General features: G+C 57.3%; 17 protein-coding genes and 7 pseudogenes. 6 read left to right on the top strand and 18 right to left on the bottom strand.

All coding sequences use genetic code 11. The features are described from left to right. A pseudogene (locus EN750_RS00985) lies at positions 1–132 on the top strand (IS481 family transposase); the annotation flags it as partial. Between the two features lie 175 nt (positions 133–307). Here EN750_RS00985 and EN750_RS00980 read toward each other — a convergent pair. The 16 genes and pseudogenes from EN750_RS00980 to EN750_RS40290 all read right to left on the bottom strand — a co-directional run bounded on the left by EN750_RS00980 (position 308) and on the right by EN750_RS40290 (position 17,434). Continuing rightward, positions 308–1,045, bottom strand: a complete 738-nt coding sequence (locus EN750_RS00980) for a LuxR family transcriptional regulator (protein WP_082826574.1) — start codon at positions 1,043–1,045, stop codon at positions 308–310. Between the two features lie 870 nt (positions 1,046–1,915). Further along, positions 1,916–3,322 carry an aminotransferase gene (locus tag EN750_RS00975; RefSeq protein WP_063169303.1) on the bottom strand — a complete coding sequence of 469 codons (1,407 nt, stop codon included), beginning with the start codon at positions 3,320–3,322 and terminating at the stop codon, positions 1,916–1,918. A gap of 239 nt (positions 3,323–3,561) precedes the next feature. Beyond that, positions 3,562–3,738 (bottom strand): hypothetical protein, encoded by a 177-nt coding sequence (locus tag EN750_RS39230; RefSeq protein ID WP_164781893.1) that lies wholly within the window; start codon positions 3,736–3,738, stop codon positions 3,562–3,564. 676 nt (positions 3,739–4,414) lie between these two features. Further along, complete coding sequence (locus EN750_RS00970) at positions 4,415–4,921, bottom strand: TIR domain-containing protein (protein ID WP_126080675.1); 507 nt, start codon at positions 4,919–4,921, stop codon at positions 4,415–4,417. A gap of 9 nt (positions 4,922–4,930) precedes the next feature. Next, complete coding sequence (locus EN750_RS00965) at positions 4,931–5,791, bottom strand: DUF4231 domain-containing protein (RefSeq protein WP_126087045.1); 861 nt, start codon at positions 5,789–5,791, stop codon at positions 4,931–4,933. Positions 5,792–6,611: 820 nt separating this feature from the next. Further along, positions 6,612–7,031: a hypothetical protein gene (locus EN750_RS00955; RefSeq protein ID WP_127395349.1), complete on the bottom strand. Its 420-nt coding sequence runs from the start codon at positions 7,029–7,031 to the stop codon at positions 6,612–6,614. 164 nt (positions 7,032–7,195) lie between these two features. Next, positions 7,196–7,693, bottom strand: a complete 498-nt coding sequence (locus tag EN750_RS00950; protein WP_127248552.1) for an Lrp/AsnC family transcriptional regulator — start codon at positions 7,691–7,693, stop codon at positions 7,196–7,198. Between the two features lie 501 nt (positions 7,694–8,194). Beyond that, a complete protein-coding gene (locus EN750_RS00945) occupies positions 8,195–9,739 on the bottom strand; it encodes a fumarate hydratase (RefSeq protein ID WP_127395348.1) in 1,545 nt (514 codons plus the stop codon). Positions 9,740–9,745: 6 nt separating this feature from the next. After that, on the bottom strand, positions 9,746–11,179 hold the full coding sequence (locus EN750_RS00940; protein ID WP_127395347.1) for an NAD-dependent succinate-semialdehyde dehydrogenase: 1,434 nt from the start codon (positions 11,177–11,179) through the stop codon (positions 9,746–9,748). A 195-nt stretch (positions 11,180–11,374) separates the two neighbouring features. Then, positions 11,375–12,301, bottom strand: coding sequence for a LysR family transcriptional regulator (locus tag EN750_RS00935; RefSeq protein WP_127395346.1), 927 nt, complete (start codon positions 12,299–12,301; stop codon positions 11,375–11,377). Between the two features lie 133 nt (positions 12,302–12,434). Next, on the bottom strand, positions 12,435–13,346 hold the full coding sequence (locus EN750_RS00930) for a CoA ester lyase (protein WP_127395345.1): 912 nt from the start codon (positions 13,344–13,346) through the stop codon (positions 12,435–12,437). 136 nt (positions 13,347–13,482) lie between these two features. Beyond that, a complete protein-coding gene (locus tag EN750_RS00925) occupies positions 13,483–14,634 on the bottom strand; it encodes a CaiB/BaiF CoA-transferase family protein (RefSeq protein WP_127395344.1) in 1,152 nt (383 codons plus the stop codon). A 32-nt stretch (positions 14,635–14,666) separates the two neighbouring features. After that, entirely contained in the window at positions 14,667–15,902 is a 1,236-nt protein-coding gene (locus EN750_RS00920) for a methylaspartate ammonia-lyase (protein WP_127395343.1), read from the bottom strand. A 308-nt stretch (positions 15,903–16,210) separates the two neighbouring features. Continuing rightward, positions 16,211–16,616, bottom strand: a pseudogene (locus EN750_RS00915) (transposase); the annotation flags it as partial. A 272-nt stretch (positions 16,617–16,888) separates the two neighbouring features. Further along, positions 16,889–17,107, bottom strand: a complete 219-nt coding sequence (locus EN750_RS00910) for a helix-turn-helix transcriptional regulator (RefSeq protein WP_127395342.1) — start codon at positions 17,105–17,107, stop codon at positions 16,889–16,891. Between the two features lie 117 nt (positions 17,108–17,224). Further along, positions 17,225–17,434 (bottom strand): hypothetical protein, encoded by a 210-nt coding sequence (locus tag EN750_RS40290; RefSeq protein ID WP_245482551.1) that lies wholly within the window; start codon positions 17,432–17,434, stop codon positions 17,225–17,227. A gap of 58 nt (positions 17,435–17,492) precedes the next feature. On the opposite strand from EN750_RS40290, the pseudogene EN750_RS00905 reads away from it, so the two are divergent. Continuing rightward, positions 17,493–17,732: pseudogene (locus EN750_RS00905) on the top strand (DDE-type integrase/transposase/recombinase); the annotation flags it as partial. A gap of 328 nt (positions 17,733–18,060) precedes the next feature. Here EN750_RS00905 and EN750_RS00895 read toward each other — a convergent pair. Next, positions 18,061–19,293, bottom strand: a complete 1,233-nt coding sequence (locus EN750_RS00895) for an acetyl-CoA carboxylase biotin carboxylase subunit family protein (RefSeq protein WP_127395341.1) — start codon at positions 19,291–19,293, stop codon at positions 18,061–18,063. Between the two features lie 341 nt (positions 19,294–19,634). Between EN750_RS00895 and EN750_RS39855 the strand changes: the two genes are divergently transcribed. The 4 genes and pseudogenes from EN750_RS39855 to EN750_RS00880 form a co-directional block, all read left to right on the top strand. Then, complete coding sequence (locus tag EN750_RS39855; RefSeq protein ID WP_210212720.1) at positions 19,635–19,916, top strand: hypothetical protein; 282 nt, start codon at positions 19,635–19,637, stop codon at positions 19,914–19,916. 119 nt (positions 19,917–20,035) lie between these two features. Beyond that, positions 20,036–20,260, top strand: a pseudogene (locus EN750_RS00890) (IS3 family transposase); the annotation flags it as partial. 13 nt (positions 20,261–20,273) lie between these two features. Further along, a pseudogene (locus EN750_RS00885) lies at positions 20,274–20,429 on the top strand (transposase domain-containing protein); the annotation flags it as partial. A gap of 321 nt (positions 20,430–20,750) precedes the next feature. Then, positions 20,751–21,430: pseudogene (locus EN750_RS00880) on the top strand (IS630 family transposase); the annotation flags it as partial. 259 nt (positions 21,431–21,689) lie between these two features. Here the strand turns inward: EN750_RS00880 and EN750_RS00875 are convergent. Beyond that, a pseudogene (locus EN750_RS00875) lies at positions 21,690–21,831 on the bottom strand (IS110 family transposase); the annotation flags it as partial.

Genomic DNA, 21,831 nt, shown 5'->3' with positions numbered 1-21,831 from the left:
CACCGCGCCGCAGAGTTGCCGGTCTGGCTGCACAGATACAATTGGCACCGTCCCCACGGGAGCCTAAAGTCCAAAACACCTATCAGTCGCCTCGCTCTAACCGAGGACAACCTGTTGAGGCTCCACAACTAGCTCGTCAGCGACGACACACCCGCTCGAGCACCCATAGACTATGATCACCGGCGCGGACTGGAAGAATACGGCTGCATCGCCCGAGCCGGCGGAACAGAAGATCTCGGCATCCAGTCAACGCTCGATACAAAGCGCGCGATCGAATGGCCCGAGCACAAGGGGATCAAAAAGCTTCTCAGACAATTGAGGACCCTTCGGACCCCAAAAGGGCTATAGCCTGATTTTGGGTTCGCACGCCTAGCTTCTTCTTGGCATTGTCCAAATGAAAAGCGATCGTGCGTGGCTTGATACCCAAGATGCGGCCGGTCACCCAGGCTGAATTACCCCGCGCTGCCCACCTCAGGCACTCATATTCGCGGGATGTCAGCGAAACCCCATCCACTGTTCGATCGCTCGGCAATTTGCGGCGAACGCAACGATGAAAGCAGGCCGCCATCAGTTGAAGAGCTTGTTCGTACCGCTCAGCGACCCGAAGAAATACTGGACGAGGCTCATCGGCGGCAAAAGTAACCGCAGCGATGCGGCCGCGGAGATCGACAATTGGGATCGTCAAACCGCAGCAGATGCTGAATTGAGCCGCCTCATCGAATAGCTGCTGTTGAGCCGGCGACATTTTATCGCCTCCCAAATTCGATCCCCAGTGAAACGGGCAGCCGCCATTTCGAGCACGCAAGACCACAGGATCGAGTTTCTCATACTGATTTTCCAGATACTGTCTGGTCCAGCGGGGTGGATAGTTTGAAATTAACCTCGGTTTGCCGGAAGGCCGTGCTGGCAAGGAGAGGTAGGCAAAGAAGATTAGGTCAAGTCGTCCGGCCGCCTCAGCCATGGCATCCCGGAAATCTGCCTCATCGATACTCTGTGACAGTCTTTCAAGGAATGTCTCGAAAACAAGTGGCATGTGCCTCGTCATCGTCGCGCTCGATTCTTCCTCTTTCTGCACGCCTTCCGGCTGCGTCGTGTATGTCCCGACAAACGTGATTGAATTCGCGGGCGTCGCTGGGCTGACCGGGCTCCAGAATGCTGCCACACTTTCGATCTTCGTCGGTCATCCCAATCATGCTGGGCTCACCCGATGGGCGTCTGGCAGACGCCTCATGATCTCAACAGCTCAATCAGAGAATCTCCATGCATTAAATCATGACCGCCCCTGCACCGACCAAATCAGGAGAAATCATCCTGCGCTGACCAAAAGCCATCATTGACCCCAGCTTTTGCAGGAATTTGGGTCGGCATTAGCATAACAATTCGGATAGCCGCTCATCCCCCACCCGGGGCGCCGTGATCCGCAAAGAAGTGTTGCGATGCTTTCTTTTCTTTGATAGGCAAATCGTCTCAACAATATTAAAATGCCTTTCCTTGTGAACGGGGTGGCGTGTGAGTATCGTCCTTCTATATACCTGACGTGATAAAATTCACCGCAATGATTATGGCCCGCTGCAATGATGTAAAGGGCACGTCTAAGCTCAATCTGCATCGGAACGTGCAGATGACCTTTACCAGACCCTCGATCCCGCACGGGCCATAATGATACTGATTACGTGGGTCAAAAAGGGCGCCCTGCCGGCGGGGAGGTACACCCGCAGGGCGCGCCGCACAGAGGTCCTGGTCGTTGGGCAACAGGACAGCGGCGGCAGAACTGATTCGGTTACAAATCGTGACTGAAATAGCCCGGAGCATGCTCAAGATCAGATATCTGGAATTCAACAGTTTTGGGTCTGCTCGGCGCAGTAGCGCGCAGGGACATGCCTGCCTCCGGACTCGCTCCTTCGCGATCGCAAAATCATACGGCACCCTCGGCCTTCAGCGCGCGATAGGTGGTATCGACCGACTTTACCGTCGCGTCGACAATGATGTCGATCTCTTTTCGGGTAATGATCAGGGGGGGGGCATAACCGAGGATGTCGCCATGCGGCATGGCCCGTCCGATGACGCCATTCTCAAACAGAGCAGCTGCAGTGCGCACCCCGACCTGAAGGTCGGGTTCGAATGGTATCCTTTGTTTTGGGTCCCGCATCATCTCCACGGCCGACAGGATACCCACTCCGCGAACTTCACCAACGATGGGATGTCCCGCCAGCTCGGCCTTCATCCGGTCTTGCCAATACGGTCCAACATCGCGGACATGCTCCAGAATATTTTTTTCTTTAAGCAGTCGAATATTGGCGAGCGCGGCTGCGGCACAAAGCGTGTGCCCCGAATATGTCCAGCCGTGGCCGAGTGCGCCGTGCTTCTCAGTTCCTTGTTCCAAAACCGACCAGACACGGTCGCCAATGATTGACCCGGAGATGGGGAGGTAGGCGGAACTCAAACCCTTTGCGATGGTCACGAAATCCGGACGCATGTTATACAGGTGGGAACCGAACTTCTCGCCGGTTCGCGCGAAGCCACAGACCACTTCATCCGCGATTAGAAGGATATCGTATTTGTCGAGCACCGCTTGAATGGACGTCCAGTACCCTTTGGGGGGCGGCACAATACCTCCTGTCCCAAGTACCGGCTCTCCGATAAAAGCTGCAACCGTTTCCGGTCCTTCGGCCAGGATCAAGGCTTCAAGCTCATCGGCACAGCGCCGGGAGAACGCTTCCTCGCTCTCCTCGACACGCGCCTGGCGGTAATAGTGCGGCGTGGTTGTATGGCGCACCAAATCCAGAGGCAGGTCGAAGAAATTGTGAAAGAAGGGAAGGCCAGTTAGGCTACCCGTGACCAATCCAGACCCGTGATAGCCGCGATTTCGCGAGATGATCTTTTTCTTTTCGGGCCGGCCAAGAATGTTATTATAGTACCAGACCAGCTTGATGTTGGTTTCGTTGGCATCGGAACCGGAGAGGCCGAAATAGACCCTTCGCATGTTCTGACCGAAATACTCGACCACGGCCTCTGCCAACAGGGCGACCGGCTCCGTACCTTGGCTGGCATAGACGTGTGCGAACGGCAATTCGTGTGCTTGCCTGGCAATGGCCTCGGCGATCTCCGTGCATCCATATCCCATGTTGACGCAGTAGAGTCCTCCGAAACCGTCGAGGCTCCTTCGGCCTTCGGTGTCCCAGATATAGACGCCTTCCGCACCGGCCATAATCCTATTTGGCGTTTCGCCTCGGCTGTGCTTGGCCAAATGCGTAGAAGGATGGAAGACGAAGCTTCTATCCTTCTCCCGGAGTTGCTCGGTTCCCAGATTGCTCAAGCGCATGTCCCTCTCCTCGCGATAAATTGGCGGAGGGCACTCGGCCAGCCACCTGTTTAGCAAATAGCATACCGGAAACGTCCCTTGAGTTTCTCGGGAATGCAGGTTATTCGCCGTGAAATTCGCGGGATCGGCCCGAATTGCCGTGAAAACTAAGGCGTCACGTTCGCCTTAGCCGAGGGTCGGGGGCGCGTCATGCAAACACGAACAGCTTACGACGCGCATGCGCCCAGCATAGTGCCCGATTAGCGGGCGATATTGACGGATGAATAGCGCTCGGGACGCTGTTCCCGCCGGCCGCGCGAGGCACGATAGAGCGCCGGCGGCCATGTTCCGCCGAACTGCCGGTCATCCCTTACATTCTGACGGTCCGGATCGGTCTTGCCGTTCCCAAGGGTGGTAATGCAGGTGATCAGGGGCAAAGCACATTCGCCTCGATCAGCAGGCAGCGGGTTCCGTGCCGCGGCACAGGCTCCAACCTGGTTGGCCAGCGCTGAGAGGCTGAGGTCGTGCCCTCGCGCATATTGATCGCTTTGGCGGTGCGGCGGCTGGTGCTCGGCAGACTTCTCGAAGGAGCATAGCCAGAAGGTTCGGCCCGGCAAAGACGCGCGGCGAGAGCTCCTTGCCATTGACATCTTGATTCGCAGCCGACCAGCGCCGCCAAGTTCTATCGTGAGCGTGTTGCCTTTCTTGCGATCGCAAATTCGTGGTTGCTGCGCAGGGCGAGCCGAGCTGCGGCTCGCAGGAGGGGGCGAGCCGACAGAATTGCGCGGCCTGAAAAGCTGCCTCCATCAATGCTGGCCGCTCGTGCAGTCTCGAAACGCTGGATCAAGCCTCAAACATCGAACAGCCGCTCCTTTTCCTCGCGAAACCAGCGCCCTCGCGCGACATGATCTTGTCTGACGATCCGACGCTTCGAGCGGGGCTCCTCTAATAGGTTGCACATGACCTGCAGCTTTCAGCCAAACTCAGCAAATCGGACGTCTCTTCTTATCATCGCTCGGCAAGCTCGGAACACGCTGGGGGACGTTGCTAAGGCTAGTCGCCGCCAGCGGATGGCGAGGATGTTTTGGCGGCTAAGTGCTTTTAGGTGGGCGATTATAAGCCGAGATCGCGATAGGTGCTTTCGCCATAGCTCCTGGCGCCATCGCCACGCTGAGCGTTTGAAAGCCGATGAAATTCGCTGGGCCAATTGGCTAGCGCGTGCTTGATGGCCTTCATCTTGAACGGCACGTGCACAACACATTTGTCCCTGATGATAGGCGGACAGCTCGCATCTTGTTGCCGCGAGCCGTTAAGGTTTGCTGCGATTATCGGCAGACCTAGATCAAGGGCCAATTCCATTTCCCAGCGCACGAAGCGAAAAAGGTTTTTCGTTTTCTCACCGATCAGGACAAGTACCTGGCTCGATCCATTCATTCTGTTGCGAAGATTGCGTTTAACATAATCTTCGTCCTGTGCTCGGCTCGTCATATTGTCCAGATCGTGAGCGTTCGCGAATTCAAAACTCACATTCTCGCTGGCATTCCACCCTTTCATAAAGCGGTATGCCCAAGCGTCTTCATCGCCGTCAAATATTACATAGGTCGGATCGCTGTATGCCATTGTTGTCTCTTAGTTGTTTTGACGAGCAACCCACTGGGTGTGCTCCCGTGAGAAAGCCAGTTCGGCTTCGTTCACCGCGGCGGAGAATGCCTCATCCGAGTTGGCGTCCGTAATAAGGTCGGCAGTCAAGCCGATCTCGTGAGCTGTCAACGTGTAAGCCGATGCCAATTCGTTAAATTTCTTGATCTGGGTCCACCCGATAAGCGAGGCGGCGATGACAATTAGCGGCTCGGTCGGCCAGCCAGGCATCGCGGGGTCAGCGATGCGTACTACGATGAACGAGAATCCCAGAGCGTATGCAAAAATACCAAGGCCCATCCAGACTTTCGCGGACCTCTTGTTCGAGCGCGCCTTCTTCTCGTACCACTTCCGCTGGTCGCAGATTCGTCTCTGCAGATATATGTCTTTTCTTTCTTTTAGCGGGGAGTCCCTTATCGACATCATCTGGTCGGTTGTTTGGGGGGATGCTGAATCGGTGCCGCTCAACGCGCTACCAAGGTGACGATTGCTATCAAGGATACCTTCCATGAGCTTTCGAAAATCAGCTCTGGCGTCAGCGGCGCGCGCGTCATCGAACGGCTGTGCTCGCATCGCGAAGCGCCAAGTCAATGTCTTCACCGACTCTGCAAGAGCTCGAGCCTGATACCAGACCTGCTCGGGCTTTGTGACCGACCGGAAAATGAGGACTCCCATTGAGCAAAGAAATACCGCAGCATAGACACCGAAATAGGCTTTTGATGGCGACAAGTCCAAAGAGAGCACCGACGCTAAAAAAAGAAGAACGTACTCTGCCCGGATCAGGCGGAGAAACGTCGCCTGCTGCTCGTTGGATGCCACGTCGGCGCTATTATAGAGTCCAGGATATTTCACTTCAGAGCACCATTCTATTTTGTGCCAGCAAATTCTTTAAGCCATGATTTGGCAAACGTAACATTTGCAGTCGAGCTTACAGAGCCTAGTCTTGAGCTAGACGCGGTCCCTCTGTTTATAAACAGGACTGCAGGTCCGGTCCCATCGATGTACGGGTATAGGCCCAAAAATTCTTGCCCACAGAATGTTTCGGAAGAATTTTTTGCCACGGGGAGAACTGCTACCGCGGTCCGAAAGCCATCGAAAAAGCCAAGCTCCCAAGGCATCCATCTGGATCCTGGAGAATTGTTTGAATGCACATAGATTAGCGTCTTTGACTGCCTCATACGGGTCCGCAGCAACTCGGCAGTGGCCGAGGAAACCTTTGTGCGGTCCAATTGTGAATCTTCGATCCAATCTACATAAGCAGTGAACCCAAGCTCCTCAAAAATTCGCTTCACACCGAGAACGATCTCTGCGTCCTTGAACGAATGTGACAGAAAAACGTCGAATGACGATCTGGCTGTAGCTGCGGCCATCTCTTCCTTTAGAACGATCGATGCGGCTCTATGCCCTCGACTGGCATTCGCAACTTTTTTCAGCTCTGCCTCAGTCAGTAGCACTATTCAAATCCCCCATGATCTGTTCGCAATCTATGAACTAAACGCCCATTCGATTAAGCGACCCCTTGTCTTGTGAAAACTGGCACCATTCTCTCCAGCCGGTAGCGCAACCTCCACCTTTTCGAAGACCACTCGGCTGGCAGGCGTGACCGGCCTTGTCACCCGCGACCGCGGCTCAGCGATGCTCCTCGCTCAGAAGGCTGCGGAGACCAGCAATGTCAAACAGGGCAGACGAGCTCCTGATCTCGATCAGCAACGAATTTACGACGTAAAAAGGCGATGGAGCGATCTCCCAATATCCGCAGGCGTCGAGGGCCGGTTTGCTCGCCAGGGCCGAGCAGACCAGCTTGCACTCCCGCTACCCGTCGGCTTGCCAAATCCTCGCTGTAGATTTTCGCCCCTACACGGGTGCGCTGACCGCGACTAAGCTCAATCGTCACTGATCGCCAATCCAGGGCGAAAGTTCCCCCCTTGAAGTAGCGGTAGAGGCATTTTTTCGGCATTTCGCATCTCACATATGGACGCCTCCTCCACCAGGCACGATCCGGTTTGGCTTCTCGCCGCAACCGTGCTGGCCAAGTGCGTCCGATGGCTGCTTCGATCCGTCTCCTGGAATTGATCGGTTCCAGATTGCTCAAGCGCATCGTCCTTCCTCGCCATCAACTGGCGGATAGCGCTCGGCCACCTCTTTCCAGCAAGAGTATACCGCAAATGTCCCTTGAGTTTCGTCGGAATGGGTGCTTTTTGCCGACGAATCTACGGGATCCGGGCCAAACGCCGTGGAAACTTAAGCTTTTCGGTTTCACCGTTGCCTCAGGGCGGACAAGGGTATCGGTGAATTGGACTTCACTGGTTTCGTGACGACAAGGCTATAGTATTGATCAATCCCCAAGCCTGCCTGCAGCAGTCCCTCCATGAAATCCTGATAGGCGGCCATAGAACGAGATGCGACCCGCATCAGATAATCGACGCGCCCCCCAATTGCCCAGCAGTCCAGGATTTCCGGAATCTCTTCGATTGCAGTTTCGAAGTGTCGTTGGTCCTCAAGACGATGACGATCCAGCACGACCTCCACCATCACAAAGATCATGCCGCCGATGAGGGCAGGACTCAGTCGCGCATAGAATCCCTCAATAATCCCTGCGGCCTTGAGTGCTCGGAGCCGCTCCGAACAGGCCGACGCCGAAAGATGAACTCGTTTTGCAAGCTCACTTTTTGAAATCCGACCGTCTGCCTGAATTTCGGAGAGAATCCGGAGGTCCCAACTGTCGAGTTGCACGGGATCGGGTTTCGACTTCATAACCTGTTGCTCTCAAGCAGCGATCGACAGCGCGTCGTGTGCCGATCAATTCTAACATCAATTGAAACGACCGAATGTAGTAGTGGAAGGCATCCGTTCCAGGCCCGAGATGTGCTAGAATGGGTACGAAAATCAACTGAGGGAGAGTGATCCGCTGAGAAAAGCTGCAGAAGTAATTTGGCTATCGCCCCGACGCCTAACGGGGCAATGATGCAGCTGGAGAGGAAGTCGGCGGCGGCGGAGACCTCCTGATAAATAGATAACCCATTTTCTTGAATCTCCGCTACCCGTACTTGATAGATGCGCGACTGCAATCGAGCCTCGATCGGGTGGACGGCATACTCAATGCAGTATTCACTGGCACATTCAGCTATTGGGGTGAATTGAAGGCCTTGCTCGTCCGGCTCGCCGAGGCGCAGGGCACCGCAAATGCCACTCGTCTTACGGCTTCCCCGACAATTTGGCGCTGGGGTCTGGCCGAAATCGCCCAACCGGAAAGACTCAAACACCGATGTTGCGTGCGATGCTGTCGGCCGCCATACGCTTACGCCACTCAAGAGGCCCGGAATTGTGAATGGAGTTTCCCTCAACATCGACAGCCATGATGACGGGCATGTCCTGCACATCGAATTCATAGATGGCTTCCATGCCCAGGTCTTCAAAGGCGACAATCCGCGCCGCCTTAATCGACTTTGAAATCAGGTACGCAGCGCCACCCACTGCAGCAAGGTATGGCGTTTTGTGTCTTACAATCGATGCGATGGCCGCCGGTCCCCTCTCCGCTTTGCCCACCATCGCGAAAAGGCCGGTTTCGGCGAGCACCTTGTCCGTAAAATCGTCCAAGCGGCTGGAGGTTGTTGGACCGGCGGGTCCAACGACCTCATTCCTCACTGCCCTGACGGGACCGACGTAGTAGATCACGCGTCCCCGCAGATCGACTGGAAGCGGCTTGCCGGCATCGATCAGTTCGACCATTCGTTTGTGGGCAGCGTCACGGGCCGTCAGCATCTTTCCAGACAGCAGGAGCGTTTCACCGCAGCGCCACGATGCCGTCTCTTCCTTCGTCAGCGTATCTAAATTGACCCGCCGGACGCCGGCTGGGTTCAATTCGTCGGCTCCGATGTCGGGCCATTCGCGCAAATCGGGCGGCTGGAGGCTGATGGGTCCAGAGCCGTCCAAAGTAAACTTCAGGTGCCGGTTGGCGGCGCATTGCGGGATGAGCGCCACAGGCTTGGACGCCGCATGAGTAGGATAGGTCGCAACCTTGACGTCAACGACTGTCGTCAGACCACCAAGCCCTTGGGCGCCGATGCCAAGCGCGTTGATCCGCTCATAAAGCTCAATCCGCAGTCCCTGTTCTGGGCTTGACGCCCCCCTTGCGATCAGTTCCGCCATATCGATGGGCTCGTTCATGGCTTCCTTGGCCAGCAGCATCGCCTTTTCAGCGCTACCACCGATACCAACAGAGATCAGCCCAGGCGGACACCATCCGCTGCCCAGGGTCGAAACGGTATTGACCACCCAGTCGGAAACGGAGGCGCTGGGATTGAGGGTGGTAAAACGTGCCTTGTTCTCGGACCCGCCGCCTTTTGCGGCGATAGTGATCTCAATCTGGTCACCTTGCACCAAGTCGACATGGACAACTGCCGGCGTGTTGTCGCGGGTGTTGACCCGTCTAGCGAGGGGATCCGCAACGATCGATGCCCGAAGGGGATTGTCCGGATCGAGATAGGCTTGACGTACGCCCTCATTCACAAGATCAGCGAAACTGGCTGTTGACTTAATGCGGGCATCCATGCCGACCTTTGCGAAGACAACCACAAGTCCGGTGTCCTGACAAATCGGGCGCCGCCCAAAGGCCGCCATGCGGGAGTTCAGCAGAATCTGACCTATGGCATTCTTCGCCGACGGGCTCTGTTCTCGCGTGTATGCGTGAGAAAGAGACCGGATATAATCTGGAGGATGATAGTACGAGATGTACTGAAGGGCGTCGGCGACGCTCCTTGTGATGTCGCGACCTGCGATGGTCCGTGTTCTGTTTCCCACCGGATTTTATCCAAACGAACCGAGGCCATTGACCATTTTCAGAATCTGGAAGCTTCGCACCCCCTGCTCGCCGCCTTCATATCCATAGCCGCTTTGCTTGACGCCCCCATAAGGCGCATCCGCGGAAACCCCTTTCAGGTAATTCACACTAACTGCGCCCGCAGAGAGACCATTGATAAGCTTCTGTTGCGTATCGGCCGCGCCAGTAAACAAGTAGGCGGCCAGACCGTACTCGGTGGCGTTGGCTTCCTCGATCGCCTCTTCGATCGTATCGAAAGGCGCCACGGTGAGAATCGGTCCGAACGGCTCTTCATGAAGCACTCTCGCTTGCTTCGGTACGCCCGTCAGGATGGTTGGCGGCCAGTAAAACCCCGGTCGGTCAAGGGGGATGCCACCGGTCTCGATGCGGGCGCCGCCTTCTACCGCATCCTTGGTCAGGCGCTGCATGGCCTCTATTCGCCGCGCGTTTGCCATTGGCCCCATTTGCGTTGCAGGGTCATCCGGTGGTCCGATCCTGATTCTTCGGACCGCCTCCGTCATCCGGAACAGGAATTCCTCATAGCGGGATCGGGCGACAAGAATCCTGCTGGGCGCATTACAGCTCTGGCCCGCGCACTCGAATTTGTATTCTGAAATAGCGGGTATCGCCTTTACCAGATCCGCATCTTCGCACACGATAACCGGGGAATGTCCACCGAGCTCAAGGATGCAGCGCTGCAGATTATTCGCGGCCAGTGTGGCCAGCTGTTTCCCAACAGCGGTCGACCCCGTGAACGTCAAGACTTTCACAATTGGCGAACTGAGCAGATGCCGTGATATATGCACAGGAACACCGAACACCAGGTTGACCACGCCTTCCGGTATCCCTGCTTGACGCAAAGATTCCACGATATGGACAGCCACGCTTGGCGTCTCCTCGGCCCCTTTGAGGATCACCGGGCAGCCTGCCGCCAGCGCGGGGGCGAGCTTGCGGGCGATGAGAACGGCTGGATAGTTCCACGGCGTAAAGGCAGCGACGACACCGAGGGCCTCCGGGACGATCATCCTGTTCGGACCCAACGGAATCGGGGTCGACAACTCATCGGCATGCCGGCCATTCCATTCCAGCGTTTCGACTGCGCGCGCATATTCTCCTGTCGCTTCGGCAATCGTCTTTCCCTGTTCGGACGACAGGTCCCTGGCTGCGGCGCCAGCTTTCTCTGCCAGAATGCTGGCGGCAGAGACGAGTATCTCGCCACGCTCTTTGGCGGGTCGTGAGGACCACGCCTTGCGGCTGCGTTCTGCCGAAGCAAGAGCTTCATCCAAGTCTGAAACCGTAGCCGAGGCCACTGAGGCAAATACCTTCTCCGTCGCCGGGTTGATCACCGGCAAAGTGGCTCGGCTACCACCGGCTCGCCATTTGCCATTAATGAAGAGCTCGTAGCTCTTGGCGTCGGACATCGCGGGCTCCACTTGACTGAATTCTTGCATACGAGCGCAGTTTCGATATCGAAACTGCTGAACTCGCTTGAGCCAGTTTCATCGCGATGGTCGCGGCGGGTCAAATATCGAATATTGCCGAAATCCATCTGGAATCCAGATCGGGCTGGTCCTAATGGCCGCAAAAGATCATGCCCAGCTTTACAGGTTAGTTTGTCAGGTCGCCTCAGGCGCCACCGCCGCCCAGTCCCGGATTTCAATCAATTTTCTGGCGACCTTCGGAATGAGCTTGCGGACCGCAGAAACGGCCGCAGAACGCTCATCTTTGGGATTTACAGCGAGCACCACGGACCGGGTAATCACCGGATCGACGATCTTGACAGTCCGGACCAGCCCTTGGGAGGCTTCTTTCTGAACCGCAGACGGGGCGAGAATAGAATGCGCTTTTCCCTCTGCGACCATGTTGATGATCGTTGAGAGGGAGTCCACTTCAAACCTGACGTCCAGCGCGCAACCGTGTTGTGCGACGACATCAGCCACCGAACGCCTGACATTGTTGTTGCGCATGGGAACCGCCAGGGGGAATGCATGCAGGTCGGCCAGAGATATCGCATCTTCAAACGGTGGCTCGCCGGACGGAACCACCAGACAAAGGTCTTCGCGCGCTAGCACCGTCATTCGCCCCACACTGTCTGCTGTGCGGTACAGAACCGCCAGATTGAAGCGTCCAGCCGCCATCCATTCCTCTAGCGGTCCCGTCATACCCTCGACCATCTTGAGGGACACCTTGGGCAGTTCGTGTCTCACCGCCTCAAGCAGCGGACCGCTCAGGACGCGAGCAGCTCCAGACGGAATGCCAATAGTCACCTCCCCGGCAGGGGAAGCGGCTGTGTTGGTCAATTCCACCTCGGTAAGTCGAATTTCTTTGAGAATTGCCCGCGCCCGCTCGAGCAGTTTGGCTCCTGACGCCGTCACGCTCACGCCGGTCCTGTCGCGTATCAGCAGCTGAGTGCCGAAGCCTTCCTCCAATTGGCGCACATGCAGACTCAGCGCACTCTGGGCGACATTCAGAAAGCCAGCGGCCTTCGTGAAACTGCCTGCTTCGACCACGCCAACGAAGTATCTTAACTGCCTGATTTCCACGGGTACTCTTCCGAGGGCGGACTGCAATTGACGTAATCTATCTTGAAATGTGATGGCGCGACAGCAATAATTGTGCCGAGTTGCTGACGCTTGCTGTCGTCGTCCCAGTCTTGTTGATCAACCCGCTGAGGACTCAAACGGCCAACTCGGCGCCCGGATCCGTCGCGATGATTTCTCGGGCCCTTCGAATAACCGGTGGATCGACCATCTTCCCGTCCAATGCGAACGCGCCTCTGCCCTGCGCCGTCGCATCTTTTTCCGCCGCGAGGACACGACGGGCCCACTCTAGTTCCTGTGGGCTTGGTGAGAAAGCCTCATTGAATATGGCCACCTGCGTTGGATGGATCGCCAAAGCTCCGGCAAAGCCAAGCCGCCGCGCATGCGCCGCGGCCTCACGAAGTCTATCATTGTCTGAGAACTCGCTGATACTTCCTATGAAGCCAAGCGGTAGCAAGCCTGCGGCGCGAGCCGCAAACAGAACGGAAAGGTTCGGTGTCAAAAGAAGCTCGAGTTCCGGGGCACCGCCAACAGAGGCACTGAAGTCTTCAGGACCCAGCGCCATTGCAACCATCCTAGGATGGGCCGACGCAATGGCTGAGAGACTTTGCAATGCTGCCGCAGCCTCGATCTGGGCAAGGAACCGGATTCGACCCAGCGCAAGGTTTCTTTCTCGTTCAAGTTCCGATACCGCGTTCGCGATCTCTATTACCCACGCTGCCGAATCCGTCTTCGGAAGGACAAGTGCATCAACACCCGCCACTACGGCTGCATCGAGATCGGCCGCCAAGGCACGCAAACCGCGATTCACGCGAACTAAAACATAAGCGCCCCTGCGGCCCACCTTTGCCACGGATGCAGAAAGCTGGCGCCGTGACTCACCTTTTTGATCCTGGGGAACGGAGTCCTCGAGGTCGAGTATGACGCCATCTGCCCCGCGCTCATGAGCCGCCTCCACAAAGCGCGGAACATGAGCGGGAACAAAGAGCAGAGATCTCCAGCGGGGAACAGACATCGGGCTTTCAACGGCCTGAACGGCGTCATTCATGAAGTCGCCTCTGCGGTCGATTCTAGCGTGGGCGCTGTCAGTGAGTTTGCTGGGCGGCCGTGGCACCCGGAGGGGCCAGGACTAGGCATGCACTCTGTAAATCGCGATCGCGCTTCCTTCCCGACAACAGGCACGCTCATGCTGACGCGGCTCTTGCGCGCAAACCTGCTCGAACCTCCTCGCGGACAGCCTCCGTATGCGCACCAAGGCCCGGAACTGGGCGCAGCGAGGGGCGCTCAGAGTTGAAGATCGCCGCCGGGGCGATCGTCTCTACTGTTCCTTCAGGTGTGCCAATCTCAACCCTGCGAACGTGTGGATGCTTTGAAATGTCCGCCACTTCGTTCAGTCGCCCATATGCCAAACCGGCCGCCTCAAGCTCCTGCATCGCTTCGTGGCAGGACAGCTCGGAAAACCGCAGCTCAATTATCTCATCAAGTTGAGGACGGTGGCCGAGGCGCTCCATGTTGTCGGCGAAACCAAGTGCACGCGTGAGCTCAGGCCGCTTCAGGAATTTCTCGCAGAAATTCACCCATTCCCGGTCATTCTGCACGGAAAAGATGACGTCCTTGCCATCGGCGCAGCGATAGGCGCCATAAGGCGCCAGCGAGGGGTGTTTCACGCCCGCGCGTACCGTGTGGTAGCTGCTGTAGTCGTGTTGCAGGACCGGCACGTTCATCCAATCGGCGACGGCATCGAACAGGGACACCTGAATGCTAGCTCCTTCGCCAGTGACCTCGCGATGATACAGCGCCTGAAGTATGGCGCTATGTGCCGTCATGCCCGCCGAGATGTCGCACACCGACACCCCTACCCGTGCCGGCCCCTGCTGCGTACCCGTGATTGCGCACAGACCTGTTTCGGCCTGAACAATGAGATCATACGCCTTGAGGTGAGAAAATGGCCCCCCCTCCCCAAATCCCGAAATGTCGCAGGTGATTAGCCGCGGGAAACGGCGACGCAGATCCGCAGATCCGTAGCCGAGTTTTTCGATGCTGCCTGGCTTCAGATTCTGGATAAAGACGTCGGCAGCAGCAACAAGCGTGTCCAGCACGGCACGGTCCGCCTCCAACCTCAAATCCAGGCAGACTGACTCCTTACCCCGGTTGAGCCAAACGAAGTAAGCGCTTTGCCCCCGCACCAACTTATCGTAATTCCGGGCAAAGTCTCCCTCAGGCCTCTCAACCTTGATCACGCGAGCGCCTGCATCGGCAAGGCGAGACGATGCATACGGTGCAGCAACGGCCTGCTCCACAGCTACGACAGTGATCCCCTCAAGAGAGTTCTGCATGCAACACCGCTCTATTCATCCAACATTTTGTCTTAAGCCCGACGACGATTCAGCATCGCCAGCAACCGGTTCTGTTCATTGCCCACGATCGAGAATGCCTCGTCGACGCCCATTCCAGGCTTCGCAAGCATCATGTCTGCCTGGGTCGCCACCGATACGTGGACAGAAGCCTGGGCAGAGAGATCTGTCTCGGTACAGCTTCCTCCAACGTACGCGCCTATCTTGTTCTCCTTGCACAGGAGCACGGCACGTGCCGTGTCAGCCAATGAGCCGACATCGGGCGTCTTGATTTGAATGAGATGCGCGGCCTTCGCTCCTGCAAAGAGGCGGATATCCTCAAGCGTGTTGCACCTTTCGTCCACGACAATACGAGCACTAGAACCTCGGTCGTCCAAAATCGATACAATCCGGGCGTAGTTGTCAATTTGGGCTTGCGTCGAACCAAAGTCCGCCGGAGACTCAATGTTGAGCACGAAATCCGGGACGGTATCTGCAACCCTGCAGATAAAGTCGGCGATGCTTTGCAGCTCCAAGCCGATTTCCTGGCCGATCCAGCCATACACATCAAAATGCAGCACCGGATGATAACCCGGGCGGCCGATTTGCCGCGTACGCGTTGCAACCCACGTCACGAACTCCATGAAGGTCTGGCCGCCGACGCCGAATTTCTGCCGTGAGTTGATCAGGCCGTGGGGAAGCACATCCACCCCCTTCAGGATCATTTTGTCCACGTTGATTTCGCGAGCATCGCCGCTCTGACAATAAATGGGAACCCTGCGCGTGGGCAGCGGCAATTCAAACTCGGAACATATGACTTCGGCCATGGTCTTGCGCCGGAGATGGGCGGCCGCGGCAAGAAGAGCTTGGCTAACGCCATATTCAAGCGCCAAGGGTAGCCGCATCCCGCGAAAGGGCTCAAAGGCCCTTGCGCAAGCGTCTAGAAAACAAAACGCATCGAGACCGAGAAGCCGAGGCGCTACAGCACGCAAGGTCAAATCCGCAATCTGATCGACATCGAAGAAAGGATCGCGTCCACCAGCACCAGAGTATTGGACGCCCATCATGTCGCCCCAAACAATGACGTCGTCGGACAGAACCAGCCCAATGCTGAGCGAAGATGCCGGAACGCGAATGGACCGGAATCCGGAAGTAGCGGGTTCGCCGGCATACCTAAACCCGTCCTGGATCGCGCCACCGCGAATGGCAGTCTGGTCATCATAGAAAAAAGCGCCGTTCCCGGGCGCGATCAGGATGTCTGTAATCTGCATATTCGACTCGATTCGTTCTACTGTCAGCACCAGGCCTTTTCGATCCATTGCAGTCCCAACTATGCCTCAGCTACCGCCCTGTTCGCCAATACATAGTCAGGGGCTGAACCATCGCGTTTTTAGATGGCCAACCTCCGTCTCCGGGGAAACGCGCCCGGTCGGCTCCATCGCTGGAAGTGAGGCTTGTGTTGCCCGGTCCTTGGCGACAACCGCCGCTCTTGCTGCGGAGGCAAGCCTGCGGACACCGCTTAGGAAGGCGTTTCCTCGCGTCGAACATCACTCCTGCTCCTCGCGCGGCTTAGCGCGCCGATCCGAGCTTCGATGCCGGCCTGATCACGGCGGCGGGACTTGTAGTGATAGGTCGACGTGTCGAACTCCAGAAGCCGGCATGCCCGCCGGATCGACACGTTCCACTCATCACACGTCTCCGCTACCAGCTCGCGTTGCGACCAGGCCTCATAGTTTTCGGCGAATGACGTCCTGCAGCATCTCCTTGTCCAAGGAGAGATCGGCCACCAGCTTCCTGAGCTTGCCATGCTCGTCCTCAAGCCGCTTCATCTCGGTCGGCAGCAGTCCGTCGTATTTCTTCTTCCAGTTGAAGTACGTCGCCTGGCTGATCCCCGCCCGACGACAGATCTCCGCGACGGAGATTCCGTCCGATCCCTGCTTCAGAATGAACGCCTTCTGCGCATCCGAGAACTTCGATGCCTTCATTCGTCTTCCGTTCCTCCCAGCCAAGGGATGTTACCGCGGAAAACTCCGCTTTCGAACGATTCAGTTTTCAGGGATCAGAGCAATCAGAGCATTTAATCGCCACGGGTCGTGCTGTTGGGCTCTTTGTGGCTGCCGCTGCAACCATATGGCCGAGACTGCCTGCTTGCCGAAGAAAAGCCGGCTCAGTTCACGACAGGAGCGCGTCGTCAGGCGTGCGAGCGCCGTCAAAAGCTGGCTGGATTTTCCGCTTCCGCCGAAGGCGATCGCGAATGCTATACCTTGCGCGATGGTTTTATTAGCTCGCAGGGGTCAATGCTGAACGCCTCCGCAAGTCGTCCGAGCACGCTGACGCTTGCGGAGACGCGGGCACGCTCGATCGAGCCCACATAGCGCATGCTAAGATCCGCGCGTGCAGCCAACTCTTCCTGCGTCAGATCCTGTTCATGGCGCAAGCGACGCATGTTGATCGCCATGACCTCTTTGAGATCCACAGCGAGATAGGCGCTGAAAAGGAATTATCGTTCTAGGAAGGATCGTTCCTTCTTTATAGTTTGGTCGTCGGTGAAGAAGCTCAGCCAGGCCGCAACCGGCCGGCCGCCACCATCTACTCACATCAAATTGGCAAGACCGAAAATGAAGCCAACATCATGGACGAAGTCCCCTGGTCGGAAAGCCTCACGAGCTACGACAGGGAGCATTTCACCATTTACCAGCGGATCCTGGACGCCTGTGCCGACAATGCCAGCGTAGAAGAGCTGGCCGATCTCATTCTGGGCATCGATCCGGCTCTTGAGCCAGTGCCGGCGGTTCTGTTGCAAACTTTTCAGTTACGGGGATTACGGCATGGCTTTCCGGTTATCTGCCGGAGGGTTTCAAATGATCAAGGGCCGCCATTTCGACCAGGTATCTGGCCTATGGCTTGAGCCTGAATGATGGCCGAGTGCGGCGTAAGCATTGACCATCTCCATCTCTGGGTCGTTCACTTCTCGCCATTGCTGCTGACGCACTTCAATCGGCGCAAGCGCGCCGTGACCGGCAAGTGGCATGCGGATGAGACGTACATAAAGTCCGTGGCCAGTGGATGCATCTCTATCGCGCCATTACAGTGTCGGCGACCGTCGCGTCCGCCATGGTCGACCCGATCCCATTGTCAACGACGGCAGCGATGCCGGGCGAGGAACTGGCGCTGATCGGCCCATCAAGTTCGGGTAAGACAACCATTCTGCGCATCCTGATGACGCTCGATCTGCGGCGCGACAATGAAGCTGCGAGCGCGGCTTCTCATCAGAATTGTCGCGCCACACGAATCGATCAACGCGGTAATATTAATGGTGAGCAACTCTATCACACGGAGCGTAACGGCATTTGCACCAATGTTGGGTGAAGGTCATCTTAACTGGCGCCACCTGCGCCGGCGTGCGGAGGTAAGGGCCGAAGATTGTCTCTAATCGCCACGGCTCGGAAATGGTGTGATTGACCAACTGATCAATTCGACGGCCCGCTGAAGTGCGACCTCGGTCTCAGCAAGGCTGGGGGAAACGGCGATGACATGTCCGATACCGTCTCGGTAATCGCCTTTCCTGACGATCGGCGTCTTCGGTTCAACATACAGTTTGACCTCGACGACGCCTGATATGGCAGCCGCCCGACTGACGCCATCAATCCAATCGAGGATGCCATCGCGATCAGTATCCAGTATCCGCGTGGCCGCAGTGTGCGAGTGCCTTGTGCGCAAATTCGATTCGCCGCCGATGAAGAGCTTGATGTGCTCGGTGACGAGATCGACACCGTAAGCCAGCTGAACCAGTTGAGAATCGAGCGCGCCCGCAAGGCGCGGATTGACTTCAATGACCACTGGGCCAAGCTTCGTCCACCGGAATTCAATGTTCGTTGGCCCCCAGCCAAGGCCGAGAGCTCGCAAAGACTTCAGCGAAACATCGGCGATACGCTCATGCTCGTCATCAATCAGCTCGGCCGGAAAGGTGAACTGACGATAGACAAAATGCGGTGGGGGGCCGAAGTCAGAGGTGGTAATTCCAATGACTTCATTTCCCATTATCTGAGCGGTATAATGGGGACCTTGTGCGAATTCTTCGACCAGTATCCTCGGCGAAGACCGCCATATGTGCTTCCCGCCCAACAGATAGGCGGTATGTTCGGCTAACTCATCGACATTGCGGCACAATCGGACACCGCGGCTGCCGCAGCCTACGGCTGGCTTAAGAATCACCGGCAGGCCGATCGCCGCAGCAGAGCTTTCTACGTCCGTCGCATTCGCTGCCAAGCGATAAGCAGGTACTGCAACGCCGGCCTCCGCGAGGAGCTGACGTTGAGTGAATTTGTCGCAGCATCGTTCAATCGATGCGGGGTTCGGTCCTGGTAGATCGAAATACCGGCAGAGCTTGCCGGCTGTCACGTGGACCGACTCGTCGGCGCCTGTAAAGCCAGTAATGCCAGCAATGTCATAGGTCGCACGCAGCCGGGAACATTCGCGGATCAGCACATCGAGATTGTCTGTATCGACACGGATTGCCTCAACTCCTTCCACCGCAAGATAGTCGTAACGAGCGGGATCGGCGGACAGGGTAATTGGATGAAGACCAAGACGCTGGGCCGCTTGGACGTATAGGCGACTATTAGTTCCGCCTTCAAGCAGAATGAGAGCTCTTCTTGCCATTGACTCGTTAACCTCTTAGCTGGTGCTGTGCGGCGGTCCGAGCATCAGCTTTTTAGGCGTGCCGATCCTCAGACCTGGCAGTGCACTTACCATTTTCAGCGATTTGCGGTCGCAAAGATTCTGCAAATTTAGTTGAAGGTTTCGTTGCAATAGCTGAGCTAAGATGCCGGAGGATTGGTTAGCTGCTGGTCGGGCGGCGAGACTGGGGAATGATCTGTAGCCGTGCATGTGCCGCACGCGGCGCTAGCGACCCCGATGCTCCTCCTCGAGCGTCTTGATGAGGTACGGGCTCTGGTGGATCATCGACTTCAGCCAAAACCCGGGAACAATCTGCAAGCGATTTGTGGCGTCACAGGAAACGTCTGCCTCACGGTCGGTCTGCTGCCATCGGTGGTGACTCGGACCGGCCGGCCTATGATAGTCGAGGGCTTTCTGAAGAAGCGATTGGCGGCTGGCAGGTCCCGCTGCTCGATGAACCAAAGCGTGACGAGTTGCGAACGCTGACGCTGCCAGCAAAACTCCGCTCGCGCAGGTTGAAGCGCTTCACCGGCAGGGGCAAGAAAGCGGACGACCCAATGGTGGACGGTCGTGTGATCGACCGCAATGCCGCGCTTGAGCTATAACGAATTTGGGTGAAGAGGTTGATTAAGTGGAGCTTGCGGCTTATTATTGATGACCTCAATCCCATCCTGGAGCCTGGACCTGCGAGCAGTTTGGGCAACTGACTTTGTCCCTTCAATGTAAGCGAACCTATCGCATTTACAGGAATTTGGGCCTCCAACTGAGGAACAAGACGCCCAAGCGGCGCGTAAAGGCGAAGCTGCGGGAAGATCGCCAGGAGGCCATTGGCTCGAACGACGTCTGGGCGAGGGACTTCGTCCACGATCAGCTCGCCCCCGGCAAGAAGATCCGTGTGCTGACGGTCGTCGACACGTTCTCACGTTACGTGCCGGTGCTCGATCCGCGCTTCAGCTAGCAGCGGGCGGACATGGGCCACCATCGCCACGCTGCTGGCCACCGCCAAGATGAACCAGGTCGATCCGCACGCCTGGCTCACCCAGACCCTCGAGCGCATCGCCAATGGCTGGCCAAACAGCGACATCGAGGCGCTCATGCCTTGGAACTACCAGCGCTAGACGGCATCAGCTACGCGCTTACTACGGAGCGACAGGAGGCGCGTCATGATGTCTGAGAAGATCAGGCCGCACCATCTGGAGCGCGTCGTGAGAGTCCAATGCTGCGCTCGAATCTCGCATTTGCGATGGGGTGCCCGAAGCGGGTGTTACATCCTGCAGCAGCGCCGCCAAGCCGCGTAGCGCAGTAATATCGACATGGGGAGCGGCGCCAACCTGCCAGGCGGCACTAGAGCGGGATGAATTGAGTCTGAATCGAAAGGGGATTCCCGAAGGCGAGCAAATCTGATTCAACCTGCTGGCTGGGTCAGGAGGCCGGCATGGATGGGCAAGCCTTACTCGATGGCGCGGGTGGTAGCGTCGGTTGAGCAGGAGGGCCTGTCGCGACGTCAGGCGGCAGAGCGCTACGGGGTTGGAATCAGCACGGTCATCCGATGGGTGCGCCGCTTGCGCGAGACGAACAAGCTGACACCCGGCAAGATGGGTGGGCACAGACCGAAGAAGATTGCCGGAGAGCATCGGGAGTGGCTGTTGGTACGCTGCCGGGCGGCGGAGTTCACGCTGCGCGGTCTTGTGGCCGAGCTTGGCGATCACGGCCTGAAGGTCGATTACCGCTCGGTATGGGAGTTCGTTCACGCCGAGAAGCTCAGTCACAAAAAAAGACGCTGATCGCCAGTGAGCAGGATCGCCCCGATGTGGCGCGCCGGCGGGTCCAGTGGGCAAAGCATCAGGACCGCATCGATCCTTCCCGCCTGGTGTTCATCGACGAGACCTGGACCAAGACCAATATGGCGCCGCTCAGAGGATGGGCGCCGCGCGGCGAGAGGATCAAGGCCAAGGTGCCGCACGGTCATTGGAAGACCATGACCTTCTTGGCGGCACTGCGCCACGACCGTGTCGATGCACCATGGCTGATCGACGGACCGATCAACGGCGAGCGTTTCCAGCTCTATGTCGACAAGGTTCTCGCCCCAACCCTCAAGCCCGGTGACATCGTCATCATGTGTGGACGCCCCCGTTGGTGCAAGAAGAATCTTTTCGAAGAGCGCGGAGCGTGGTCGGGTGCTGACATGTGTCCGGCCTCTGTTGCGGCTGTCATATGCCGCGGGCCCGTATGGGAGTTCGCGGAGCGGATCCAAAACAATCTGGCGCGCTCGAGGCGCGTATCCATGATCTGGTTTTCCCGATCCCGTCTCATTGACCATAGCGCCATTACTCTCCGTTCGACCTTCTCACACTTTGGCGGCCCGCCCGGGGAGCGGACTACCCTGCCAAAGCCGGTGCCCTGTAGGTCCCGCCCTTGGCCATCAACGCCCACACGACGCGTGCCGTCCTGTTGGCCAGGGCGACGATCACGAGCATGGGCGGCTTGCGGCTCAGCATCCCAGAGAGCCAAGGATCTGCT

The sequence above is a fragment of the Mesorhizobium sp. M7A.F.Ca.ET.027.03.2.1 genome (assembly GCF_003999175.1).
Lineage (GTDB): Bacteria > Pseudomonadota > Alphaproteobacteria > Rhizobiales > Rhizobiaceae > Mesorhizobium.
This window is presented reverse-complemented; position numbering and strand designations above follow the sequence as displayed.

Coding starts and splice junctions, on each gene's coding strand:
- EN750_RS00950 (WP_127248552.1), bottom strand. CDS start 7,693: ATGAAGTCGAAACCCGATCCCGTGCAACTCGACAGTTGGGACCTCCGG.
- EN750_RS00895 (WP_127395341.1), bottom strand. CDS start 19,293: ATGGCAAGAAGAGCTCTCATTCTGCTTGAAGGCGGAACTAATAGTCGC.
- EN750_RS00980 (WP_082826574.1), bottom strand. CDS start 1,045: ATGACGAGGCACATGCCACTTGTTTTCGAGACATTCCTTGAAAGACTG.
- EN750_RS00970 (WP_126080675.1), bottom strand. CDS start 4,921: ATGGCATACAGCGATCCGACCTATGTAATATTTGACGGCGATGAAGAC.
- EN750_RS00925 (WP_127395344.1), bottom strand. CDS start 14,634: ATGCAGAACTCTCTTGAGGGGATCACTGTCGTAGCTGTGGAGCAGGCC.
- EN750_RS00930 (WP_127395345.1), bottom strand. CDS start 13,346: ATGAATGACGCCGTTCAGGCCGTTGAAAGCCCGATGTCTGTTCCCCGC.
- EN750_RS00940 (WP_127395347.1), bottom strand. CDS start 11,179: ATGTCCGACGCCAAGAGCTACGAGCTCTTCATTAATGGCAAATGGCGA.
- EN750_RS00920 (WP_127395343.1), bottom strand. CDS start 15,902: ATGCAGATTACAGACATCCTGATCGCGCCCGGGAACGGCGCTTTTTTC.
- EN750_RS00975 (WP_063169303.1), bottom strand. CDS start 3,322: ATGCGCTTGAGCAATCTGGGAACCGAGCAACTCCGGGAGAAGGATAGA.